The organism is Dactylosporangium sp. NPDC000244, assembly GCF_040300725.1.
Classification (GTDB): Bacteria; Actinomycetota; Actinomycetes; order Mycobacteriales; family Micromonosporaceae; genus Dactylosporangium.
Genome location: NZ_JBEPEH010000017.1, coordinates 192,367 through 214,329 on the forward strand (window position 1 = coordinate 192,367; position 21,963 = coordinate 214,329).

Consider the following 21,963-nt stretch of genomic DNA (forward strand, 5'->3'; position numbering starts at 1 on the left):
CCAGTCCTCGCCGTGCTCGCCGGTCCGCGCCGTGTTCACTGGGCCGTGCGGTGTTCGCCGGTCCGCGCTGTGTTCGGCGAGGCCGCACCGGAGCCGAGGGTCTAGACCCGGATGCCGGCCACCGCGAGTTCGGCGATGCGAACCTCCTCGAACGCGGCCCCGAGCTCATCCAGCCGCTCGGGCGTGAGCGAGGCGCGCAGTTCGGGCAGCAGGACGGTCTCCTCGTGCTCGACGTGGCGCCGCACCGCCGCGATGAACTCCTCGAGTCTGTCCTCGAAGTCCGGCCCCTCGGGCGAGATGCGCTGCAGGTCGTGCAGCATCCGCTCAGCCTCGTGATGCTCGTCGGCGCCGTGGTGCGCCTCCTCGGCCGAGGGCAGCTGCGGGTAGACCCTCTGCTCCTCGGCGTGGCTGTGCGCGGTCAGCCGGGCTGCGCATTCGTCCAGCAGAAGCTGGCGGTCTCCGTCGCCGTCGCGCAGACGGTCGAAGAGTTGCTCCATCATCCGGTGGTCGTTCGTGATCAGCGTGACGGCGTCGGAAGCCATGTCTCCTCCTTGGATCGTCACCTCCCACGGTCGCGCGTGACAGCCCGGCGGCGCGGCCAAAAGCCGAAATCGGCCGGGCGGCAACGCCGGCCCACGCGGCCGGAATCCGAAACGGCCCCCACCTGGCCAGCCCGCGCCCCAAAACGAGCGACCCAGCGACGGCACCACGCCGCGCACCAGCCCCACGCCGCACAAACGAGCACCGGGCGGTGAGCGCCGTGTGCGGTCCCGTGCACTGCACAAACGAGCACCGGGCAGTGGGCGCTGCGTGCAGTCCCGCGCGCTGCACAAACGAGCACCGAGCGGTGAGCGCTGCGTGCAGTCCCGCGCGCTACACAAACGAGCACCGAGCGGTGAGCGTTGCGATCAGTCCCGCGCGTCGCACTGTGAGCACTGCGATCAGCCAGCCCCACGCGCCGCACAGTGAGCGCTGCGGTCAGTGCCACGCCCGGGCAACCGGCGCCGCCGCATCAGTCGCGCAGCGAACGCGATGAGGGCGAGAGCGGTGCAGCGAGCGGAGTCCGGTCAGTGCCACACCGGGCAGCGGGCGCCGTCGCATCAGTCGCGCCGCCAGCGCGATGGAGTGAGCGCAATGCGGAGAGTGCGGTGCGGCGAACGCGATGCGGTGAGCGCGGTGCGGCGGAGTGCGGTGCGGCGAACGCGATGGAGGGAGCGCGGCGAGGTGAGCGCGGTGCGGCGAAGGCGATGGAGCGAGTGCGGTGCGGCGAGCGGGGTGCGGCGAAGGCAGTGCGGCGAGCGCACAGCGGCGAACGCGATGGAGCGAAGGCGACACAGCGAGTGCGGTGCGGCGAACGGACGGCAGCGAAGGCGACGAAGCGAACACGAGACAGCGAGCGGAGTAGCCCGCGCCGCGAGTCAGAGCTGCGCGGCGAGCCCCCGCGCCAGGCGAAAGAACCCCTCCGAGTGGCCGAATCCCCTGATCACCCCGAAGATCAGACCATGGGTACGTACCTGTTCGTAGCCGGCGCCCGCCCCGCCCGCCTCCACGACCACGCGCCCATCGGCCCCGGCGGCTGGGTCCGCCTCCCACCCGGCGACCAAGGCCTCCGAGCCACCCGAGCCGTAGTAGCCCCCGGCCTCGTCGGCGTCTGCCCCGCCCGATCCACCTCAGCCCCCGAGCTCGCCGCCCTGGGAGCCGCCCTGGCCGAGGCCGAGGAGTCGATCGGCCTCCCGGTGGGCAGCATCGCCGTCATGCCCGCCGTGGAGACGGCCGCCGGCCTCCTCGCCGCCGCTGAGCTGGCCCGCGCACCAAGGGTCACCAGGCTGCTACTCGGCGAGGCCGCCCTGCGTGCCGAGCTCGGAATGGGCGCGGCAACCGAGCGTGACCTGCTGTGGCTGCGCTCGATGACCGTCGTGGCCGGCGCCGCCGCCCGCCTCGGGCCGCCCGTCGCGGACGTATGCCCTGATCCGGGCCGGTTCGAGGAGTCCTGCCAGGGCCTGGCCAGGCTGGGCTTCGGCGGGCGGCTCTGTGAAGGTGGCGAACAGTTGCAGCGGGCCGCCGAGATATTTGCCTGCGCATGAACATTGTCGGCAAATGATATTTCCACTCGACAATTAGTGACTGTCTGCATTGTCGACAATGCATTCTGTGATCATTGCGGCAACGTAAAGTTAACATCACACCCGGGTTGCCTATATCGGAAGACATCAGTCGGAAATCGGTCCGGTACAGCCGTTTGGGTCCGTACGGGTTGACTCACCGGCGGCGAACGGATGAGCCGGAATGAGGCGATCGTCGTTCGATCACGTACGTCGGTATTGACACGGATCGGCCGCTCTGTGATTGTGCACAACGTCGATGCGACAGCCAGGGAATGAGCCACTTGCCCGTTCCGGCTGGGCCCGCGTCCGACGTGCATTGTCAATCTCGGATGCCTGCGGGGACTTTTCGTGACCCAAAGCCAGAGCTCGCTGCCCGTGCCCGCCCAACGGCAGGGTCGCGACCCGCGGCAGAGCCCCGAGCGCCGGCCAACCCGCCACACCGCCGCCCTGGCCCGCCGCGAGGAGCCGCTGCCCCCGGGCCGCGCTCCCGAGGCCCGCTCGGGGCAGCGCGCCGGCCGGCGCATCGTCGACCAGCTCCGCCTCATCGTCGCCCTTCCGCTCGTCGCCGTCGTCGTGTTCGCCGGCGTCGCCTTCATCGCCACCGTGCAGGAGGTGAACCGGGCGCGAACCCTCCAGGACCTCTCCGCCCTGTCCACCGACGCCGGTGGTCTTGCACACGCGCTGCAACGCGAGCGCGCCGCGGCCGTCAACGTGGTCCTGCACAACGAGGCGACCCAGCAGGACGCCTTCCAGCAGCAGTCGATGCTGACCGACGACGCCGTGCGCAAGTACAACGACCAGCGCCACAACCTCGCGGGCGGCGGTGACTCCGAGACGCTCAAGCGCATCGACGCCGACCTCGGGGCCCTCGCCAAGCTGCGTGACCAGGTGCGCAACGACAAGCGGGCCTCGGTCTCCGCCGTCGCGTTCAGCTACCGGATCACCATCGCCGACCTGCTGGAGTACCGCGAGTCGGTGGCCCGCTCCGGCGCCCCGACCGACCTGGCCGACGAGATCCGCGCCGCCGCGGCCCTTTCCCGCGCCGCCGAGGCCATCGGCCAGCAGCAGGCGGCCGTGCTCCGCGCGATCGCCGCGGGCGAGCTGACCCCGGCGCTGCAGCAGGAGATCACCGCGACCCGCACGAGCTTCACGGAGCAGTCGGTCGCGTTCACCCAGCTCGCCCCGGCCGAGTGGCGGACCTGGTACGAGCAGGCCGGTATGGGCGACCAGGTCGTCGCCGCCCAGCGCCTCCAGGACCAGGTCGGCCGCACCGCGCCCGGCCAGCGGATCGGCTTCGAGTCGGCCGCCTGGATCAACGCGATGTCGGGCTACGAGGGCCTGCTGTACCAGGTCGAGCAGCAGGTCGACGAGAACATCGAGCAGGCCGTCACGGTCGTGCACGACGACCAGATGACCCGGGCCGCCCTGCAGACCGCGGGCGTGGTCGTCGTCCTGCTCGTCGCCATCGTGCTCACCGGTTTCGTCGCCCGGCGCCTGACCCGGCGGCTGCGCTACCTGCAGGACGCCGCGCGGACGGTCGCGTACGACCAGCTGCCCTCCGTCGTGGCCGAGCTGCGCGCCGCCGCGCCCGGCACCGTCGATCCGGACGAGGTCGCCGACCGCGCCAGCTCGACCCTCGTGGTGGCGGGCTCCGACGAGGTCGCCGACGTGGCCCAGGCATTCCGGGCCGTCCACCGCGAGGCGGTCAAGATCGCCGGTGAGCAGGCCGTCATGCGGTCCAACGTCGCCGAGATCTTCGTCCACCTCTCCCGCCGTGAGCAGCGACTGGTCGACGCGGTGCTGGCCCAGGTCGACAAGGTCGAGCGCGACGAGACCGACCCGGACCGGCTGCAGGAGCTGTACCAGCTCGACCACCTGGCCACCCGCATGGCCCGGATCAACCTGAGCCTGCTCGTCCTCGGTGGCTCGGGCGCCGCGCGCGTCCGGCGCGAGGACGCCCCGCTGGGCAAGGTGCTGCAGGCCGCGATCTCGCAGATCGAGCACTACGTGCGGGTCCGCTTCGGCAGCGTGGACGACGACGTCGCCGTGGTCGCCGAGGCCGTCGACGAGATCGTGCACCTGCTCGCCGAGCTGCTGGACAACGCGACCGGCTACTCGCCGCCGGAGTCGGAGGTCTGGGTCACCGCCAGCGGCCTGGGCGACCGGGTGATCGTGCAGATCGTGGACGTCGGCGTGGGGCTCTCCCCGGCGCGGCGGGAGCAGCTCAACCAGCTCCTCGCGCAGCCGCCGGCGATCGACATCGCCGCCGTGCGAGCCATGGGACTCACCGTGGTCGGGCACATCGCCGCGCGGTACAACATCACCGTCGCCCTTCGCCCCGGCCAGCACACCGGGACGCTCGCCGAGATCGTCATCCCCAAGGACGTCTTCCGCCCGATCATGGCGTCGGAGCGGGGACCGCAGCTGGCGCCCGCGACCGTCGGGGCGCCGGACCACAACGGCAACGGCTCCCGGCCGGGCAACGACCTGTTCACGCCGCAGGCGCGGCCGAGCGAGCCGAGCCTCTTCGAGGTGCCGGCCCAGCAGTGGGCCACCCAGGAGCTCACGCCGATCCAGTCCTCGGCGACGACGCAGGTGTTCACGGCGCCGGACTACGACAAGCCGCTGCCGGACGCCCAGCCGTACCAGAACGGCCAGTCGTACCAGGACACGCACTCGTACCAGGACGCGCAGTCGTACCAGGACACCCAGTACCAGGATGCGGCGCCCTACCAGGCACCGGCGTACCCGCCGCCGCCCGCGCACGCCCAGCCGGCCCCGCCCGGGCCGGGTATGTGGCCGCCGCTGCCGGAGCCCGAGGTCTCGTCGATCCTGGCCTCGGCCGAGGACGACGCGATGGAGCTGCCGATCTTCAACTCGGTCAGCGGCTGGTTCCACGTGGAGACCCCGCCCGGCCTGGAGCCCGAGCCCGTCGGCGCGATGGCCGGGGCCTCGGCCGCGGCTTCGGCCGGGACCTCGGCCCCGGCCCCGCAGCCGCAGGCGTCCGCGCCGGAGCCGAAGAACTGGGAGAGCGCGGCCGACGCCGGATGGCGCGCCGCCGCCGAGGCGGCCACGCCGCAGGTCAGCTCCACCACCGCGGCGGGCCTGCCGGTCCGCGCGGCCGGGCGGCAGCTGGTGCCGGGCGCGGCCGAGCCGACGCAGCAGCGGCCGGGCGCACCGATGCAGACGGGCACGCCCAAGCGCGACCCCTCGCGGGTGGCCGCGGCGATGTCGGCATACGCACGAGGCGTCGCGAACCGACGCCCGCAAAGCTGATCGGCTCCGGGGGGAACCGTTGGGATGTATATGCAACAGCTGGAGAGGACCACGTCTGTGACCGACCCGAGTAATCTCGGTTGGCTGCTGGATAGCTTCGCGAGCCGCACCCCCGACGTCAGCCACGCGCTGGCGATCTCCACCGACGGTCTCGTGCTGGCCCACACCCGGGCCCTGCCCCGAGATCGGGCCGACCAGCTCGCCGCCACCGGCAGTGGTCTCGTCGCCCTCCTCGCCGGAGCCGCGCGCTTCTTCGACGCCGGGCAGGTCATCTCGAACGTGACCCAGCTCGACGGCGGCTTCATGTTCTGCATGGCCTTCAGCGACGGCGCGTCGATGCTCGTGCTCGCCTCGCCGAACGCCGACGTCGGCAAGGTCTCCTACGAGATGACCGAGCTCGCCAACCGCATCGGCGACGCGCTGACGCCCGCCATACGGGGACAGATGTGACCGATCCGCACCGGCGCGGACGCCCGACCGCCGTAAAGATCATCATCGCGGGCGGGTTCGGCGCGGGCAAGACCACCCTCGTCGGCGCGATCTCGGAGATCCCGCCGGTGACCACCGAGGCCGTCATGACCGCCGCCAGCCTCGCGCACGACGACGCCTCGCTGGTGCCCGACAAGGGCAGCACCACGGTGGCGATGGACTTCGGTCGCATCACGCTCTACTCCGACCTGGTGCTGTACCTCTTCGGCACCCCGGGGCAGAAGCGGTTCTGGTTCATGTGGGACGAACTGTGCCGCGGGGCCATCGGAGCGGTCGTCATCGCCGACACCCGGCGGCTGGCCGACTGCTTCGGCGCCATCGACTACTTCGAGAACCGCCGCCTGCCCTATGTCGTCGCCGTCAACAACTTCGACGGCGCGGCGCGCTACCACCTCGAGGACATCCGGGACGCGCTGGCCGTGCACCGCAGCGTTCCGATGCTCGACGCCGACGTTCGGTCGCGGGCGTCGGCCAAGGAGATCCTCGTCGCCGTGACCGAGCACGCCCTTGCGCAGCGCGCCGGCGCTCGCCGCTAGAAACCCCCCTCAAGGAGAACAATGTTCCTGCCACGACGTTTGGTCAGCATCGCGCTGGCCACCGGCCTGGTGCTTGCCGGCGCCGGGTGCGCCAAGGACGACGACAAGTCCGGCAGCGCCGGTGCGGCGTCCACCCTGAAGATCGGCTTCCTCGGCTCGCTGAGCGGCACCTACCAGGCCGTCGGCACCGACCTGAAGAACGGCTTCGAGCTCTACCTGAAGATGCACGACGGCAAGCTCGGCGGCCACCCGATCGACCTCAAGATCGGTGACGAGGGCGACGGCGCGCAGACCGCCGTTCCCGCCGCGACCAAGCTGGTCAAGGAAGAGGGCGTCATCGCCATGACCGGCATCGTCGGCGGTGGCTCGGTGGCCGCCGTGGCGCCGCTGCTGGCCCAGGCGAAGATCCCGCTGATCGGCTCGAACGGCCGCCCCGAGCTCAAGGACCTCAACGGGGTGTGGACGACGAGCTTCATGTCCTCGGACCCGGGCCAGTCCATCGCGCAGTACATCAAGGACAAGGTCAACGGCCCGGTCTTCGCGATCGGCCCGGACTACCAGGGTGGCTACGACGAGGTCGGCGGCTTCACCACCGAGTTCGCCAAGATCGGCGGGCAGCTGGCCAACCCCGGCGGCAAGACGCTGTGGACGCCGTTCCCGCAGACCACGAACTTCCTGCCGTTCTTCAGCCAGATCAAGTCCAGCGGGGCCAAGGCGGTCTACACGTTCTACGCCGGTAAGGCCGCGATCGACTTCGTGAAGCAGTACAAGCAGTCGGACATCAAGGACCTGCCGCTGTACGGCGCGTTCCTGACCGAGGGCTCGGTGCTGCAGGCCGAGGGCGATGCCGCGAAGGACGTCTTCACCACCTGCAACTACTCGCCCGACCTCGACAACGAGGAGAACCGCAAGTTCGTCGCCGCCTGGCGTCAGCAGTTCCCCGACGCGACCCCGACCACGTACGCCGTCGCGTCCTACGACGCCGCCGCCGTGCTGGACCGGGCCATCGCCGCCGCCGGCAGCAACGTGACGGCGGAGACGATCAACGAGCAGGTCGCCAAGCTGGGCCAGATCTCCAGCCCGCGCGGGCAGTGGCAGTTCGGCAAGAACCACGCGCCGGTCCAGAAGTGGTACCTGCGCCAGGTTCGCGCCGACGGCCGCGCGCTGGCGAACACGCTGGTGCAGGACCTCGCGACGGTCGGCCAGTAGTTCCCTTGGACGCGTACCTGATCCCGGCGGTCGACGGCGTGGCCTATGGCCTGCTGCTGTTCGTCGTCGCCGCCGGGCTCACCCTCGCCTTCGGCGTCGGTGATGTGCTCAACCTCGCGCACGGGACGCTCTTCGCGTTCGGTGCGTACGCCGCCGCGAAGATCAGCGACGGCAGCTGGGGATCGCTCGCGCTCGCGGTGCTGGTCGGCACCGCGGCCGCGGGCCTCGGCGGCGCCCTGCTCTCACTGCTGCTGACGCCGCTGGCCGGCCGCGGCCACCTCGCCCAGGCCCTGCTCACGTTCGGCGTCGCGCTGGTGGCCGGCGACCGGCTCACCGCGATGTTCGGCAAGGACGAGCTGGCCCTGACCGTGCCCAAGTCGCTGGACCGGCCGGTTGACCTCGCCGGGCACAGCTACCCGGGGTACCGTCTCGCCCTCATCATCGTCGCCGCGCTGATCGCGGCCGCGCTCTTCGTCGTGGTGAGCCGGTCCCGGGCCGGGCACTTCGTGCGCGCGACGGTCGACGACCGCGAGATGGTCGCCATGCTCGGCGTCTCCCCGTTCACCGTGCGCACCAGCGTGCTCGCGGGCGCGGGTGCCCTGGCCGGGCTCGCGGGCGCGCTCGGCGCCCCGATCATCGGCGCCGGCCCGCGCACCGCCGACCTCGTGCTGATGCTGTCCCTCGTCGTGGTCGTCCTCGGCGGCATGGGCTCCATCGCCGGCGCCCTGGTCGCGGCGATCGCGGTCGGCGAGATCCAGACCATCGGCGTGGCGAACCCGGACCTGTCGACCATCGCGCCCTTCGTGCTCTTCGGCGCGATGGCGCTCGCCCTGGCCGCGCGGGCGCGCGGTCTGCTGCCGTCGGGACGGTCGGCATGAGATTTCTGCGGTACCTGCTGACCCTGGCCGTCCTGGCCCTGCTGGTCTCGTTCGCGTGGACCCTCGACCGCTACGCCACCGGGATGCTGACCCGCATCCTCATCATCGGCCTGCTCGCGGTCAGCGTCGCCCTGCTCACCGGGGTCGCGGGCCTGCCGACGCTCGGGCAGACCGCGCCCTTCCTCGTCGGCGCGTACACCACCGCGAACCTCATCGAGCACGGCCACACCATCGGCGTCGTGCACCTGCTCGCCGCGGCCGGCATGGGCGCCGCGTTCGCGCTGATCACCGCCCCGCTGGTGGTGTACGCCCGCGGCGTCGTGGTCCTCATGATCACGCTGGCCCTGGGCGAGCTGACGTCGACGCTCGCCGGGCGCTGGAAGTCGGTCACCCACGGCACCGACGGCATCTCCGTGTTCACCAGCGTGACCCCGCTGCCGGGCCTCGCCGACCTGGACACGGAGTCGTCGCGGTACATCTACACCCTCGCCGTCGTCGGCGTGCTCGTCGGTGTCGTGCTGCTCGTGCTGCGCTCCCCGGCCGGGGCGCTGCTGCGCGCCACGCGCGACGACGCCCGCCGCATGCGCGCGAGCGGGCACCCGGTCGCCGGATACCTCACGGTCGCCTACGTGGCCGCGGGCGCCCTGGCGGGGGTGGCCGGCGCGCTGCTGTTCACGGAGCAGTCGTACGTCTCCCCGGGCGACGGCGGCTTCGACGTCGCCGCGCTCATCCTGCTCGCGGTGGTCATCGGCGGCGCGACGTCCATGGTCGGCGCGCTCATCGGCGCCGGTCTGGTGGTCGCGACCCGCGACTGGGTGGCCGAGGCCGGCCACGCGCCGCTGCTGCTCGGGCTGCTGTTCATCGCGTGCGTGTACCTGCTGCCCAACGGTCTGCTGGGCGACCACGCGGCCCTGTCCTACCTCAACCGCCTCGTCCGCCCGCGGTCGCGGCCGGCGCCCCCGTCCGGCCCGCCCCCGGCGGCCCGGATCCCGGCGCCGCGCGCGCCCGCCGCGGCCGACGAGACGGTCTCCGAGCCGGTTTCCGAGCCGGGAGCGGCGCGATGATTCTGCGGGTGGAGAACCTCGGCCGGCGCTACGGCGACCTGGCCGCGCTCGACGGCGTCGCGCTGCAGCTGGCCCCGGGGGAGCGGCGGGCCCTCATCGGCCCCAACGGCGCCGGGAAGTCCACGCTGCTCAACCTGATCGCGGGCGCCCAGCGGCCGACGACGGGCCGGATCCACTTCGACGACCGCGACGTGACCCGGCTGGCCCCGGCCCGTCGCGCGCGTCTGGGCATCGGCCGCACGCACCAGCACCCGGCCGTGTGGCCGACGCTCACGGCGATGGAGAACGTGCTCGTCGCCGCCCGGCGCCCGTGGGGCCGGCTGCGGCCGAACGCGCGGGAGTACCTCGCGGCCGTGGGCCTCGCCGACGTGGCCGGCACGCGGGCCGGCAGCCTCTCGCACGGCCAGCGCCGCCAGCTCGAGCTCGCGATGGCCCTGGCCGGCGAGCCGCGCCTGCTGCTGCTCGACGAGCCGGCCGCGGGCCTGGCCCCACCCGAGGTGGAGCTGCTCGCGGGCCTGCTCGCCGAGCTGCCCAAGACGGTCGCGGTGTTGCTGGTCGAGCACCACCTGGACCTGGTGTACGGCTTCGCCGACCACGTCACCGTCCTGCACTCCGGCCGGCACGTCCACACCGGCACCGTCGCCGAGACCAGGCGCTCGCCCGAGGTCAAGGCCGCCTACGCGGGGGTGACACCGTGACGCTCACGGTTCAGGGTCTGCATTCGGGGTACGGCGGCGGCACCGTGCTGCACGGCGTCGACCTCACCGTGCCGACGGGCGGCGCGCTGGCCGTGCTCGGGCGCAACGGCGCCGGCAAGACCACGCTTGTGCACACCATCTGCGGGCTCATCAAGCCCCGCAGCGGCCGGGTCGCCCTGGACGGCACCGAGCTCGCGGGCCGCCCGGCGCACCGCGTGGCCCGGGCCGGGATCGCCCTGGTACCGCAGGGCCGCCGCGTCTTCCCGAGCCTCACGGTCGCCGAGCACCTGAGCCTGTCCCGCCGCCGCGGCGAGTGGACCCAGGCCCGGGTCCTGCAGCTGCTCCCGCGGCTGCAGGAGCGCATGCGCAACCGCGGCGACCAGCTCTCCGGCGGCGAGGCCCAGATGCTCGCCATCGCGCGGGCGCTGCTCACCCAGCCGGCCGTGCTGCTGCTGGACGAGCCGTGCGAGGGCCTGGCCGTCGACCTCGCCGACCGCGTCCGCGCCGTCGTCGCCGAGCTGGCCCGGGGCGGCCTGACGGTGCTGCTGGTCGAGCAGCAGCCGGAGCACGCGCTCGCGGTCGCCGACCGGGTGGCCCTGCTCGCGGACGGCGTCGTGGCGGCCGAGCACACCGCGGCGGAGCTGCGCGCGAACCCGTCGCTGACCGACCACGTCCTGAGCGTCGCCACGCACGCGTGATCTTGTTCTTATGTCGGGCGCTCCGCGCCGCGACATAAGCCGATTTTTCGCTCGCCGGGGCATAAAGGCGAAAAGTCGTGGCGCGCAGCGCCCGACTTTTCGGGCAAAACCGGCGCGAGAGCCGCGAAGCGGTGCCGGCGGCGAGGGCTCGTCCGGCGCGGCAGGCGGGAACGCGACGGCCGGGAGCGGAGCCGTGGCCGGAGTATCGTGCGCGCCATGGGCGAATCGGCGCAGTGGTCGCGGGTCGACGACGGCCGCCACACGCTCGACCTGCTCACCGCCAGCTACCGGCAACACCGGTTCGCGCGCCACTCGCACGCGACCTACGCGATCGGCGTGGTCACCCGCGGCGAGGAGCAGTTCCGCTACCGGGGCGAGCTGCTGCGCTCCGGCGTCGGCAGTCTCGCCATCCTCGAGCCGGACGAGCCGCACGACGGGATGGCCGCGCAGCCGCAGGGGTGGGCCTATCGCGTGCTGTACCCCAGCGAGGCCCTGCTCTTCGACGGCCGCACCGAGCGCGCCGGGTTCCGCGAGCCCATCGTCACCGACCCGCGCAGCGTGCACCTCATCCGCGCCGCCCACGAGGAGCTCACCGCCGGACGCGACCCGCTCGCCGCGCACTCCCGGCTCGTCTGGGCGTTCGAGGCGGTGATCCAGCGGCACGGGGCGCTGCGGGAGCCGCGGGGCGGCATGCGGGCCTCGGACGCGGCCGCGGCGCGCAAGGTCGCCGAGATCCGCGATCGGCTGCTGGCCGACCTGCGGTGCGCCCCGAGCCTGCGGGAGCTGGCGGAGGGCGTGGCGTTGTCGCCGTACCACATGTTGAGACTCTTCCGCGACGCGACCGGCTTCCCGCCGCACGCCTGGCTCGTGCTGGAGCGGGTGTGCCACGCGCGCCACCTGCTCGCCGCGGGGCGCCCGCCCGCCGACGTGGCCGGTGCCGTGGGCTTCGCCGACCAGGCCCATCTCACGCGCTGGTTCAAGCGGGTGACGGGCGTCACCCCGGCCGCATTCCGCAACAGCGTTCAAGACGCGCAGCCGCGCACCGGCGTGAGATCGGGGGCATGAGTCGTCGTGGCTGGTTGCTCTTCAGCGCCATGTGCGTGGTGTGGGGGATTCCGTACCTGCTGATCAAGGTGGCCGTGCGCGAGATCGGCCCGGCCGAGCTGGTCTTCGTGCGCACCGCCATCGGGGCCGTCCTGCTGCTGCCGATCGCCCTCGCCCGCCGCGAGGTCCGCGCGTCCCTGCGCCCGTGGCTGCCCCTGCTCGCCTACACCGTGGTCGAGATCGGCCTGCCCTGGCTGCTGCTCTCCGACGCCGAGCGGCACGTGGACAGCTCGTTCACCGGCCTGGTCATCGCCGGCGTCCCGCTCGTCGCGGCCGTCCTGGCCCGCCTCACCGGCCGCGCGGAGCGGCTCACCGCGAGCCGGGTCGGCGGCCTGCTGGTCGGCCTCGCGGGCGTCGCGGTGCTGCTGGGCTTCCACGCGGGCGGCGGCGGTCCCGTGCCGCTGCTCGAGCTCGTAGGCGTCGTCGTCTGCTACGCGGCCGGCCCGCTGATCATCGAGCGGTGGCTCTCCGACGTACCGCGCTACGGCGTCGCCGCCGCCTCCCTCGTCGTGGGCGCGCTGCTGTTCGCGCCCGTGTCCGTGCCGAAGCTGCCCGCCCTCGCCCGCGACGTGACCACGGGCCCGGCCCTGGCCGCGCTCGCGCTCGCGGTGATCTGCACGGCGCTCGCGTTCGTGCTGTTCTTCGCGCTCGTCGCGGAGGTCGGCGGCGTGCGCGCCACGGTGATCACGTTCGTCAACCCCGCGGTGGCCGTGCTGCTCGGCGCGCTCGTGCTCGGCGAGCCGGTGACGTGGCTGACCGGGGTGGCGTTCGCGCTGATCCTGGCGGGCTCGATCCTGGCGACCCGGCGCGGCTCACCCGCCTTGGAGCCCGCCGCCGCGCAGTGAATGCACCGTTATGTCGGGCGCTGACGCGCCACGACATAACGGACTTATCGCCTAATGACGGGCGATAGCACGGGTAATGCCGGACAGGTCCGAAACCTGTCCGGCATCACTCCCGCACGATCAGCCGCGGGCGCGGGCCGTCTCGCGACGGTTGGCCTGCATGAGCGCCTCGACCAGCTCCGCCTTCGTCATCCGCGAGCGCCCCCGGATCTCCAGGCGCCGCGCGAGCTCGAGCAGGTGCTGCTTCGAGGCGTTGGCGTCCACGCCCTCGGCGGTGCGCCGCGGCCGGTTGCGCGCCGCGGCGCCGTGCTGCGCGGCCTGAGCGTCGCTCGGGCCGGCCTCGTCCTTGGGCTCCCAGTGGTCGCCGACCTTCTCGTACGTGTGCTTGAGCGCCGAGAAGGCCGTGCGGTGCGCCCGCTCGCCGTCGCCGTACTGCTCGGCGGCGGAGTCGTGGGTCTGCTGCCAGGTCGCCTGCGCGTGCCTGTCCGAGCGGCGCAGGGTGGCGGGCAGATCCGAGGGGCGCGGCCTACGGGGAGCCATCGGTCACCAGTCCTTCATCCAGGGCAGCTGGGCGTCCAGCCAGTCGTTGAGCCGGGCGACCTGGTCGACGTCGCTGTCGAGCCAGCTGACCTGGCCGGTCATGGCGAGGATGCCGAAGACCACGGCGGCCCCGCTGATCAGCACGCCGAGCGTCCCGAGCCCGCGGCCGGCCACGTTGGGCCGCACCCCGGCGATGATGCCGCCGAACGAGAACAGCAGCCCGAGCGCGCCGACGGGGATCGCCCACGGCGCGAGCAGCCCGGTCAGCGCCGCCGCGACGCCCGCGACTCCCAGCATGACGCCGAGCGTGGCGAGCAGGCTCACCCGCGCGGGGGCCTGGCGGACGGGTACGGGCTCGACCACCGGCTCCGGCGCGGCGACCGGGTCGCGGTCGATCGTGCGGCGCATGGCGGCCGTGTCGCTTTCGCGGTCCACGACCCCGACGGCGGGGATGGCGCCCGTGGTCCTGGCGTCGGTCTTGGGCTCGGTCATCGCCTCGGTGCGGTCGTCCACACCGTCGCCGTCCTTGTCATGGTGACGCCCGAGGCGCCATGTGCGCATCTCGCCGGCCGCCTCGGCGCGGTCGTCGATGCCGTCGCCGTCCCGGTCGGTCGCGGTCCCGCGGCCGCCGAACAGCTGCCCGATGCGTGCCACTGTGTGCTCACCTCCTGCGAAGCGCCCGGCCGGCACACCGGGGGGTCTCGGAGTGCGGTCTGTCGGGCGGATAGCCAACGGCTACCCAGGCACGCCGATTTCCAATCGAGGGTGAGCCCGTTTGGGGGGATTTCGCCCGGGTACGTGCGCCGTTATGGAAGCCATGCAGCGAGGCAACACGAAGCACGGAGTGGCCCTCGACGAGCGGCTCCGGCGCGAGGACGAGATCGAGGCCCGCCGGGTCGATCCGGGGGGCGAGGGAGACCGCACCGGCGGGGCCCCCGTCGGCATGACGCCGGACGAGGTCGAGGGCAGGAGCAATCTCGGACGGTACATCCCGAAGAGCAGCCTCCCCGGAGACCGCGACGCGCTCCTCGCCGGCGCGGCGGGGCTGAGCGCGCCCGACGAGGTGCTGGACGCACTGCACGCGCTGCCGGCCCGGACGCGGTTCGAGACGGTCAATCAGGTGTGGGCCGCGCTGGGCGGCCGGAATGAGGATCCGGCGCGGCGGCCGTAGCCGGGCCCGGGCCGGGCTGCTGTGGTTCCCGCGGCGGCCCGGAGGGCGGCGACGGGCGAACGGTCCACCAGCGCATGACGCGTTCCTTCGTCGGAGATGGTCGATCCCCGGGGCCCGCACGCCCCGGGGATCGCGTCTGTGGGTGCCCGCCTCAGTCGGCGAGGATGGCGTAGAGCTTGCGCCGGGTCTCGGTGAGGACCTCGAGCGCCTGGGCCCGCTGCTCGCTGGTGCCGTTGAAGCCCACCTGGCGCAGCGCGTCCATGATGCCGAACGCGGCGTCGCGGAACTCCTGGGCCTGCGAGACGTTCTCGTCGCCGTACTCCTGCCAGGGCGCGTTCTGCGCGGCCGTCTCGGCCTCGGGGCGGCCCGTGTCGGTGAGCACGAAGCGCTTGCGGCCCCCGCTCTCCTCGGCGACGATCAGCCCCTCGTCCTCGAGCATCTGCAGCGTGGGGTACACCGACCCCGGGCTCGGCCGCCAGATGCCGCCGGTGCGCTGCTCGAGCTCCTGGATCATCTCGTACCCGTGCATCGGGCGCTCGTGCAGCAGCGCCAGCACCGCGTTGCGCACGTTGGGCCGGCCCCCGCGGGAGCGCCCCCGTCCGTGGCCGCCGTGCCCGTGCCCGCCGCGGCCCCAGCCGCCGCCGCGTCCGCCCTCGGGCGGGAAGGGCGGGATGAAGCTGCCGAACCCGCGCTGCCAGGCCCCCGTGTCGAACATTCCGTGTCGCGACCTCATGTCGCATCCCCCATATCGTCGGATCGTTTCTCTGATACTTCGACGATATATCGGGAACCTATCGCCGACAACCCCTCCCGATAGTGGCCCGGGCAACATGGCACGACATCCGGCATATGACCTGACAGGGTATAAATCCGATATGTCGTGGCGCGCCAGCGCCCGACATATCGCGCCAAAAGGCCCGCGGCGCCGAGGCGCCACGGGCCTTGAGCAAAGCCGGGATCAGAGCACGATCACCGTGCGCAGCACCTCGCCGCGCTCCATCTTGTGGAACGCGTCCTCGACGTCGCCGAGGCCGCCGGTCTCCGTCACGAACTTGTCCAGCGGCAGGCGGCCCTGCAGGTGCAGGTCCACGAGCATGGGGAAGTCGCGGGAGGGCAGGCAGTCGCCGTACCAGCTCGACTTCAGCGCCCCGCCCCGCCCGAAGACCTCCAGGAACGGCAGCGTGAGCTGCATGTCGGGGCGCGGCACGCCGACGAGGACCACGGTGCCGGCCAGGTCGCGGGCGAAGAAGGCCTGCTCGTACACCTGCGGCGACCCCACCGCCTCGACGACCACGTCGGCGCCGTGGCCGCCGGTCAGGGCCCGGATCGCCTCGACCGGGTCCGTCTCGCGCGAGTTGATCACGTGGGTCGCGCCGAACTCGGTGGCCCAGTTGAGCTTGCGCACGTCCACGTCCACGCCGATGATCGTCGACGCGCCGGCCAGGCGGGCGCCGGCGATGGCCGCGTTGCCGACCCCGCCGCAGCCGAAGACGGCCACGGAGTCGCCGCGCCCGACGTTGCCGGTGTTGACGGCGGCGCCGATGCCGGCCATGACGCCGCAGCCGAGCAGCCCCGCGACCGTGGCGGGGGCCTGCGGGTCGACCTTCGTGCACTGCCCGGCGGCGACGAGCGTGTGCTTGAGGAAGGCGCCGATGCCCAGGGCGGGGGACAGCGGCGTGCCGTCGGCCAGCGTCATCTTCTGCTTGGCGTTGTGGGTGTTGAAGCAGTACCACGGACGCCCCCGCAGGCACGCGCGGCACTGCCCGCACACGGCGCGCCAGTTGAGGATCACGAAGTCGCCGGGGGCCACGTCGGTCACGCCGGGGCCGACGGACTCGACGATGCCCGCGGCCTCGTGCCCGAGCAGGAACGGGAAGTCGTCGCTGATGCCGCCCTCGCGATAGTGCAGGTCCGTGTGGCAGACGCCGCAGGCCTGCACCTCGACCCGCGCCTCGCCGGGTCCGGGCTCCGGCACGATGATGGTTTCCAAGCTGACCGGCCGGCCCTTGGCGAGGGCGACCACGCCTTGCGTCTCGATAGGCATATCTGAGGTCCTACCATGCCATCCATGAGTGCGGAGGAACTGCGGCGCGTTGCGAAGGACAGTTTCGGCTGGGAGCGTCTGCGCGACGAGCAGCTGCGCGCCATGGAGGCGCTCATGGCGGGCCGCGACGCCCTCGCCGTGCTGCCGACCGGCGCGGGCAAATCCGCCATCTACCAGGTGCCGGCGCCGCTGCTGCCCGGGCCGACGATCGTCGTCTCGCCGCTGCTCGCGCTGCAGCAGGACCAGATCGCCTCGCTGACCGCGCGCAACCAGGAGGAGCTCGTCGCCGTGCGGCTGTCCTCCGCCGAGGGCAAGACCGAGCGCGCGGAGGCGCTGGAGTCGCTGCGCAAGGGCGACGCCGAGTTCGTCTTCCTCACCCCCGAGCAGTTCGCCGACCCGGCCCGCGTCGCGCAGATCAAGGCGCTCAAGCCCAGCCTGGTCGCGGTCGACGAGGCGCACTGCGTCTCCGCGTGGGGCCACGACTTCCGGCCGGACTACCTGCAGCTCGGCCAGTTCATCCGCGAGCTCGGCCGCCCGCCGATCGTGGCGCTGACCGCGACCGCCTCGCCGCCGGTGCGCGAGGACATCATCGAGCGCCTGGGCCTGCGCGACCCGGAGGTCGTGGTCACCGGCCTGGACCGCCCCAATTTGTACCTGGAGTCGGTGCACTGCCCCGACGAGGAGACGCGCCTGCGCCGCCTCATCGCCCGGGTGCGGGAGTCCGCCCCGCCCGGCATCATCTACGCGCCGACCCGCCGCGCCACCGAGGAGCTCGCGGAGAAGCTCGGCCACGAGGGCATCCCGGCCGTCGCCTACCACGGCGGCATGAGCGCCGGCGAGCGCGAGCGGGCCCACGAGGCGTTCCTCGCCGACGAGGTGCCGATCATGGTGGCCACCACCGCGTTCGGGATGGGCATCGACAAGCCCAACATCCGCTGGGTCAACCACGTCTCGCTGCCGGACTCGCCGGACTCCTACCTGCAGGAGATCGGCCGCGCCGGGCGCGACGGGCAACCGGCGAACGTCCTGCTGCTGCACCGTACCGAGGACACCGGTCTTCGGAAGTTCTTCACCAACGTCTCCGTCGACCGCGACGAGGTCGCCTCGCTCGCGGCCCTGCTGCGGGCCGCGAAGGAGCCGATGACCCGCGACGAGCTGGAGGAGCGCACCGGGCTCGGCGAGCGCCGGCTCGGGCAGCTGCTCGCCCTCCTGGAGGAGGTCGGCGGCGCGCGGATGCTGCACGGGGGCAAGGTGAAGGCCCCGCGCTGGGCGCCGACGCCGGCCAGGGCCGCCGAGCTGGCCGAGGCGCAGGCCGAGCGGCAGCAGACGACGTCGCGCTCGCGGCTGGACATGATGCGCAACTTCGCCGAGACCGAGCAGTGCCGCGGCCGCACGCTGCTGGCCTACTTCGGCGAGCACCTCGAGGGCACCTGCGGGCACTGCGACAACTGCACCGACGGCAGCGCGGCCGCGGGGCTGGCCGCCGCGCAGGACGCGCCGTTCCCCATCCACGCCGAGGTCCGCCACGGCGAGTGGGGCAAGGGCGTCGTGCTCTCCTACGCCGGCGAGCAGATGACGGTGCTGTTCGAGCAGGTCGGGTACAAGACCCTGTCCGTTCCCGTGGTCAGGCAGCACCGGCTGCTGCGGAAGGCGTAGCGCCGCGCAGCACCCCGCCCGAGGCGGTGAGCACCTCGTCGAGGTCGGCGGCCGGCAGCGGGCGGGAGAAGTGGAAGCCCTGCGCCTGCGGGCAGTCCAGCTGGCGCAGGCGCTCGGCCTGCTCCGGCGTCTCGACCGCCTCGGCGATGGAGGACAGCCGCAGGCTGTTGCCGAGCTCGACGATCGCGCGGGTGAACGCGAGCTCCTCGGCCATCCCGCCGCCGGGCGTGAACGCGCGGTCGATCTTGAGGATGTCGACGGGCAGGTGGCGCAGGTAGGCGAGCGAGGAGTACCCGGTCCCGAAGTCGTCCACGGCGACGCGCACGCCCTCGGCCCGCAGCCGGGTGAGCAGCGCCGTCACGTCGTCGGCCCCGGACCCGCTCGCCCCGGCGCTCACCAGCACGGTCTCGGTGATCTCCATGATCAGCGCCGCCCCGGGCAGCCCGGCGTCGCGTAGCGCCCCGATCACGGTCTGCGCGAAGCCCGCCTCGCGCAGCTGGCGGCCGGAGACGTTCACGGTGACCGCGATGCCGAAGCGCTCGTACCACGTGCGCACGTCCCGGCACGCCCGCCGCAGCACCCAGGCGCCGATGGGCACGATCAGGCCGTACTGCTCGGCGACCGGGATGAAGTCCAGCGGCGGCACCGCCACGCCGTCGCGGTTCCAGCGCAGCAGCGCCTCGACCGCGGTCACCCGCCCGGTCGCGAGGTCCACCACCGGCTGGTAGTTGACCGTGAACTCCTCGGCCGCGATGGCCCGGCGCAGGTCGGCGGCGATGCGCAGGTGCTCGGTGCGCTCGCTGGCCAGCCGCTCCTCGTACGCGGTGAGCTGGTTCTTGCCGGCCGCCTTGGCCGCGTACAGGGCCAGGTCGGCGTTGCGCAGCGCCTCCGACGGGGTCGCGGGCGCGGCGAAGAGCAGCGACCCGACGCTCGCGGTGACCGTGAGCTCGCGCTCGTGCACGGTGACGGGCCGGCCGAGCTCGTCGATGATCCGCCGCCCGGCCGCCGCGACCCGCTCGGCGTCGGCGTCCTCCATGAGGACGGCGAACTCGTCCCCGCCGAGGCGGGCCAGCGTGTCCGACACGCGCACGATCCCGACCAGGCGCGCCGCGACCTCGATCAGCAGCGCGTCGCCGGCCGGGTGGCCGTACGAGTCGTTGACGTCCTTGAAGCCGTCCAGGTCCAGCAGCAGCAGGCCGTGCGCGGCGCTGGTGCGGGTGAGCGCGTGCTCGAGCCGCTCCTGCAGCAACGCGCGGTTGCCGAGGCCGGTGAGCGCGTCGTGCAGCGCGCGGTGCGTGAGTTGCTGCCGCAGGGTGTCCTGTTCGCGCAGCGCCTCGCCGAGCGCGACGGCGTGGGCGTCGAGCTCGAGCACCCGGCGGTTGGCGAAGCGCACGAGCTGGCTGAGCCGGGCGATGAGCAGCACCGAGGTGACCACGGAGGTGGCCAGCGGGACGATCACCCACCAGCGCGACGGCAGCGGCCGGGCGACGAGCAGCATGGTGATCGCGACCGTGGGGCCGACGAGGGCCAGCACGGAGTACACGTAGACCCGATGGCGCGGGATGACGTGCTGCGCGCGCTCGGGCCGGCCGGCCGCCCCGGCCATCGAGGGGTGCAGGGCGGCGGTGCCGATGAGGGTGTACGCGCACAGATAGAGCACCGTCGAGAGGCTGTCCCCGCTCGTCCCGCCGGTCCAGGCGACGGCGGTGTAGTAGACCACGTCGCCGGCGATGACCGTGGCCAGCGCGAGCGACACCAGGGCGTGCGCGGGGCTGCGCACGGCCGCGGTGAAGATCATGCGGGCGGCGAGCACGACGAGGACCAGGTCGATCGTGATGTACGTCAGGTGGCTGGCCAGATGCGCGGCGTCCAGGCGCCGCTCGAAGACCAGCGGGTGCACGACGAACGTCCAGGACAGCGCGGCCACCCCGGACGCGACGATCCCGGAGTCGATGAACCGCTCGGCGCGCGGGCGGGCCGGGTCGGGCCGCACCCAGCCGAGGGTGCCCAGGGCCATGAGGAGATAGGAGCCGAGGAACGGCAGGTCCTTCCAGGCCGGGAAGGTAAGCCGGCCCATGAGGGCGATCTGGACCGCGTAGAGCACCGCGGCGCCCACCGAGCACCACAGCGTGGCGGCGAAGAGTCTCCAGCTGCGCCGCTCGGCCGGGCGGTAGCGGCGCATCCCGGCGGTGACGGCCACGGCGGCCGCGACCCCGATGAGCGTGTAGAGCCCCTGGCGCGCCATGACCGGCAGGAACCCGCCGACGGCGGCGGCGCCGAGCCCGAGGCCCGCGTACCAGCGCCAGGCGGCCATCGTTCTCCCTGCGGTTGGGACTTTTGTCCGTTATGTTCGTCACGGGGCATCGGCTGTGTTCCTATCGGCAGCCGATGACACGGATGTGAGGATTCGCGCGGGGGCGCGAGGGTAGGGGGCGGCGATGAAGGTGGCACTCCTCGGGCCGATCGCCTGGCGCACACCCCCGCGGGCGTACGGACCGTGGGAGCAGGTCGTCTCGCTGCTCGCCGAGGGCCTGGTCGCCCGCGGCGTGGACGTCACGCTCTTCGCGAGCCTCGACTCCGTCACCACCGCCCGCCTCGACGGCGTGGTGCAGCGCCCGTACAACGAGGACTCGAGCTACGACGGGCGCGTCTGGGAGGCCATCCACATCGCCCGCTGCTTCGAGCGCAGCGGCGAGTTCGACCTGGTGCACAACAACCTCGACTGGCTGCCGCTGGCGATGAGCGGCTTCTGCCGCAGCCGGCTGCTGACCACCGTGCACGGCTTCTGCTCGCCGGCGATCCTGCCCGCGTACCAGCGCGCGCGGTCGGCCTTCGTCTCGATCTCCGACGCCGACCGGGGGCCGGGGCTGGACTACGCCGCCACGATCTATCACGGCATCGACGTGCGCCAGTTCTCGTTCCAGCCCGCGCCGGGGGAGACGCTGGTGGCCTTCGGGCGCATCCACCCGGACAAGGGCACCGCCGAGGCCGTGCGGATCGCCCGCGCGACCGGGCGCCGGCTGCTGATCTGCGGCCCGATCCATGACGAGGTGTACCACGAGCAGGAGGTGCTGCCGCACGTCGACGGCGAGCAGATCGTCTACGGCGGCAACGTCGGGCCGGCCGAGCGGGCCGGCATCCTGGGCTCCGCCGCGGCGCTGCTGCACCCGATCGGGTTCGCCGAGCCGTTCGGGCTCTCGGTGGTCGAGGCGATGGCGTGCGGTACGCCGGTCGTCGCCTATCCGCTCGGCTCGATGCCCGAGATCGTCGACGAGGGGGTCACCGGCTACCTGGCCGCGGACGCCGCCGCGGCGGCCGGGGTGCTCGACGACGCGCTGAAGCTGGACCGGGCCCGGGTGCGCGCCCGGGCGCTCGAGCGCTTCTCCGCCGACCGCATGGTGGACGACTATCTGGCGCTCTACCAGCGAATGCTGGGCTGAATCCCTCAAGGGTTCCCGGCGGTGGCCGACCTTCACAGTGTGCGGCGCCCGCGGCTTTCGACGCGGTAACGCGGACGGCTCGGCTCCGGCAGCGACGTGGCAGGCTGCCGGAGCCGATGCCTTCCCGTTCCCGGTTCCGGCTCCCTTTCCGTGATCGAAAGCTGGCGTTGCGTCACCGGTATCCCTAAGCTCTGCGGGGCGGAGGGATAC

General features: G+C 72.9%; 20 protein-coding genes. 14 read left to right on the forward strand and 6 right to left on the reverse strand.

Annotated features, from left to right (window positions below):
* Positions 1-101 precede the first annotated feature (101 nt).
* Positions 102-542: a hemerythrin domain-containing protein gene (locus ABT369_RS25155; RefSeq protein ID WP_350615391.1), complete on the reverse strand. Its 441-nt coding sequence runs from the start codon at positions 540-542 to the stop codon at positions 102-104.
* Between the two features lie 960 nt (positions 543-1,502).
* On the opposite strand from ABT369_RS25155, the gene ABT369_RS25160 reads away from it, so the two are divergent.
* The 11 genes from ABT369_RS25160 to ABT369_RS25210 all read left to right on the forward strand — a co-directional run bounded on the left by ABT369_RS25160 (position 1,503) and on the right by ABT369_RS25210 (position 12,902).
* Positions 1,503-2,084: an aldolase/citrate lyase family protein gene (locus ABT369_RS25160; protein ID WP_350615393.1), complete on the forward strand. Its 582-nt coding sequence runs from the start codon at positions 1,503-1,505 to the stop codon at positions 2,082-2,084.
* Positions 2,085-2,453: 369 nt separating this feature from the next.
* A complete protein-coding gene (locus ABT369_RS25165; protein ID WP_350615394.1) occupies positions 2,454-5,381 on the forward strand; it encodes a sensor histidine kinase in 2,928 nt (975 codons plus the stop codon).
* A gap of 57 nt (positions 5,382-5,438) precedes the next feature.
* Complete coding sequence (locus ABT369_RS25170) at positions 5,439-5,831, forward strand: roadblock/LC7 domain-containing protein (RefSeq protein WP_223102326.1); 393 nt, start codon at positions 5,439-5,441, stop codon at positions 5,829-5,831.
* Positions 5,828-6,406 (forward strand): GTP-binding protein, encoded by a 579-nt coding sequence (locus ABT369_RS25175; protein ID WP_350615396.1) that lies wholly within the window; start codon positions 5,828-5,830, stop codon positions 6,404-6,406. Before ABT369_RS25170 ends, ABT369_RS25175 begins: the two co-directional genes overlap by 4 nt.
* Positions 6,407-6,427: 21 nt before the next feature.
* On the forward strand, positions 6,428-7,615 hold the full coding sequence (locus ABT369_RS25180; RefSeq protein WP_350615397.1) for an ABC transporter substrate-binding protein: 1,188 nt from the start codon (positions 6,428-6,430) through the stop codon (positions 7,613-7,615).
* A 5-nt stretch (positions 7,616-7,620) separates the two neighbouring features.
* Complete coding sequence (locus ABT369_RS25185; protein WP_350615398.1) at positions 7,621-8,493, forward strand: branched-chain amino acid ABC transporter permease; 873 nt, start codon at positions 7,621-7,623, stop codon at positions 8,491-8,493.
* Entirely contained in the window at positions 8,490-9,557 is a 1,068-nt protein-coding gene (locus ABT369_RS25190; protein ID WP_350615400.1) for a branched-chain amino acid ABC transporter permease, read from the forward strand. Before ABT369_RS25185 ends, ABT369_RS25190 begins: the two co-directional genes overlap by 4 nt.
* The gene (locus ABT369_RS25195; RefSeq protein WP_350615401.1) at positions 9,554-10,255 is read left to right on the forward strand and encodes an ABC transporter ATP-binding protein; all 702 of its coding nucleotides are present in this window, start codon (positions 9,554-9,556) and stop codon (positions 10,253-10,255) included. Before ABT369_RS25190 ends, ABT369_RS25195 begins: the two co-directional genes overlap by 4 nt.
* Positions 10,252-10,953, forward strand: coding sequence for an ABC transporter ATP-binding protein (locus ABT369_RS25200; protein WP_350615402.1), 702 nt, complete (start codon positions 10,252-10,254; stop codon positions 10,951-10,953). Before ABT369_RS25195 ends, ABT369_RS25200 begins: the two co-directional genes overlap by 4 nt.
* Before the next feature lie 216 nt (positions 10,954-11,169).
* The gene (locus ABT369_RS25205; RefSeq protein ID WP_350615403.1) at positions 11,170-12,018 is read left to right on the forward strand and encodes an AraC family transcriptional regulator; all 849 of its coding nucleotides are present in this window, start codon (positions 11,170-11,172) and stop codon (positions 12,016-12,018) included.
* The gene (locus ABT369_RS25210; RefSeq protein ID WP_350615405.1) at positions 12,015-12,902 is read left to right on the forward strand and encodes a DMT family transporter; all 888 of its coding nucleotides are present in this window, start codon (positions 12,015-12,017) and stop codon (positions 12,900-12,902) included. Before ABT369_RS25205 ends, ABT369_RS25210 begins: the two co-directional genes overlap by 4 nt.
* A 120-nt stretch (positions 12,903-13,022) precedes the next feature.
* Here ABT369_RS25210 and ABT369_RS25215 read toward each other — a convergent pair whose 3' ends face one another.
* On the reverse strand, positions 13,023-13,442 hold the full coding sequence (locus tag ABT369_RS25215; protein ID WP_350615407.1) for a ChaB family protein: 420 nt from the start codon (positions 13,440-13,442) through the stop codon (positions 13,023-13,025).
* Positions 13,443-13,445: 3 nt separating this feature from the next.
* Positions 13,446-14,096 (reverse strand): hypothetical protein, encoded by a 651-nt coding sequence (locus tag ABT369_RS25220; RefSeq protein ID WP_350615409.1) that lies wholly within the window; start codon positions 14,094-14,096, stop codon positions 13,446-13,448.
* A 163-nt stretch (positions 14,097-14,259) separates the two neighbouring features.
* On the opposite strand from ABT369_RS25220, the gene ABT369_RS25225 reads away from it, so the two are divergent.
* Complete coding sequence (locus ABT369_RS25225; protein ID WP_350615410.1) at positions 14,260-14,613, forward strand: DUF2795 domain-containing protein; 354 nt, start codon at positions 14,260-14,262, stop codon at positions 14,611-14,613.
* A gap of 151 nt (positions 14,614-14,764) precedes the next feature.
* Here ABT369_RS25225 and ABT369_RS25230 read toward each other — a convergent pair whose 3' ends face one another.
* Positions 14,765-15,346 carry a PadR family transcriptional regulator gene (locus ABT369_RS25230; protein ID WP_350615411.1) on the reverse strand — a complete coding sequence of 194 codons (582 nt, stop codon included), beginning with the start codon at positions 15,344-15,346 and terminating at the stop codon, positions 14,765-14,767.
* A gap of 225 nt (positions 15,347-15,571) precedes the next feature.
* On the reverse strand, positions 15,572-16,657 hold the full coding sequence (locus ABT369_RS25235) for an S-(hydroxymethyl)mycothiol dehydrogenase (protein WP_350615413.1): 1,086 nt from the start codon (positions 16,655-16,657) through the stop codon (positions 15,572-15,574).
* A 24-nt stretch (positions 16,658-16,681) separates the two neighbouring features.
* Between ABT369_RS25235 and ABT369_RS25240 the strand changes: the two genes are divergently transcribed.
* On the forward strand, positions 16,682-18,313 hold the full coding sequence (locus ABT369_RS25240; RefSeq protein ID WP_350615415.1) for a RecQ family ATP-dependent DNA helicase: 1,632 nt from the start codon (positions 16,682-16,684) through the stop codon (positions 18,311-18,313).
* On the opposite strand, the gene ABT369_RS25245 is transcribed toward ABT369_RS25240, so the two are convergent.
* Complete coding sequence (locus tag ABT369_RS25245; RefSeq protein ID WP_350615417.1) at positions 18,282-20,627, reverse strand: putative bifunctional diguanylate cyclase/phosphodiesterase; 2,346 nt, start codon at positions 20,625-20,627, stop codon at positions 18,282-18,284. The genes ABT369_RS25240 and ABT369_RS25245 overlap by 32 nt on opposite strands.
* 124 nt (positions 20,628-20,751) lie before the next feature.
* Between ABT369_RS25245 and ABT369_RS25250 the strand changes: the two genes are divergently transcribed.
* A complete protein-coding gene (locus ABT369_RS25250; RefSeq protein WP_350615418.1) occupies positions 20,752-21,753 on the forward strand; it encodes a glycosyltransferase family 4 protein in 1,002 nt (333 codons plus the stop codon).
* The last annotated feature ends 210 nt before the right edge of the window (positions 21,754-21,963 follow it).

Bases quoted from the DNA above. Each gene is read 5' to 3' on its own strand.
- ABT369_RS25205 (WP_350615403.1), top strand. From the start codon at position 11,170: ATGGGCGAATCGGCGCAGTGGTCGCGGGTCGACGACGGCCGCCACACG.
- ABT369_RS25160 (WP_350615393.1), top strand. From the start codon at position 1,503: ATGGGTACGTACCTGTTCGTAGCCGGCGCCCGCCCCGCCCGCCTCCAC.
- ABT369_RS25235 (WP_350615413.1), bottom strand. From the start codon at position 16,657: ATGCCTATCGAGACGCAAGGCGTGGTCGCCCTCGCCAAGGGCCGGCCG.
- ABT369_RS25210 (WP_350615405.1), top strand. From the start codon at position 12,015: ATGAGTCGTCGTGGCTGGTTGCTCTTCAGCGCCATGTGCGTGGTGTGG.
- ABT369_RS25240 (WP_350615415.1), top strand. From the start codon at position 16,682: ATGAGTGCGGAGGAACTGCGGCGCGTTGCGAAGGACAGTTTCGGCTGG.
- ABT369_RS25250 (WP_350615418.1), top strand. From the start codon at position 20,752: ATGAAGGTGGCACTCCTCGGGCCGATCGCCTGGCGCACACCCCCGCGG.
- ABT369_RS25180 (WP_350615397.1), top strand. From the start codon at position 6,428: ATGTTCCTGCCACGACGTTTGGTCAGCATCGCGCTGGCCACCGGCCTG.
- ABT369_RS25195 (WP_350615401.1), top strand. From the start codon at position 9,554: ATGATTCTGCGGGTGGAGAACCTCGGCCGGCGCTACGGCGACCTGGCC.
- ABT369_RS25155 (WP_350615391.1), bottom strand. From the start codon at position 542: ATGGCTTCCGACGCCGTCACGCTGATCACGAACGACCACCGGATGATG.
- ABT369_RS25230 (WP_350615411.1), bottom strand. From the start codon at position 15,346: ATGAGGTCGCGACACGGAATGTTCGACACGGGGGCCTGGCAGCGCGGG.
- ABT369_RS25215 (WP_350615407.1), bottom strand. From the start codon at position 13,442: ATGGCTCCCCGTAGGCCGCGCCCCTCGGATCTGCCCGCCACCCTGCGC.
- ABT369_RS25225 (WP_350615410.1), top strand. From the start codon at position 14,260: ATGCAGCGAGGCAACACGAAGCACGGAGTGGCCCTCGACGAGCGGCTC.
- ABT369_RS25245 (WP_350615417.1), bottom strand. From the start codon at position 20,627: ATGGCCGCCTGGCGCTGGTACGCGGGCCTCGGGCTCGGCGCCGCCGCC.
- ABT369_RS25190 (WP_350615400.1), top strand. From the start codon at position 8,490: ATGAGATTTCTGCGGTACCTGCTGACCCTGGCCGTCCTGGCCCTGCTG.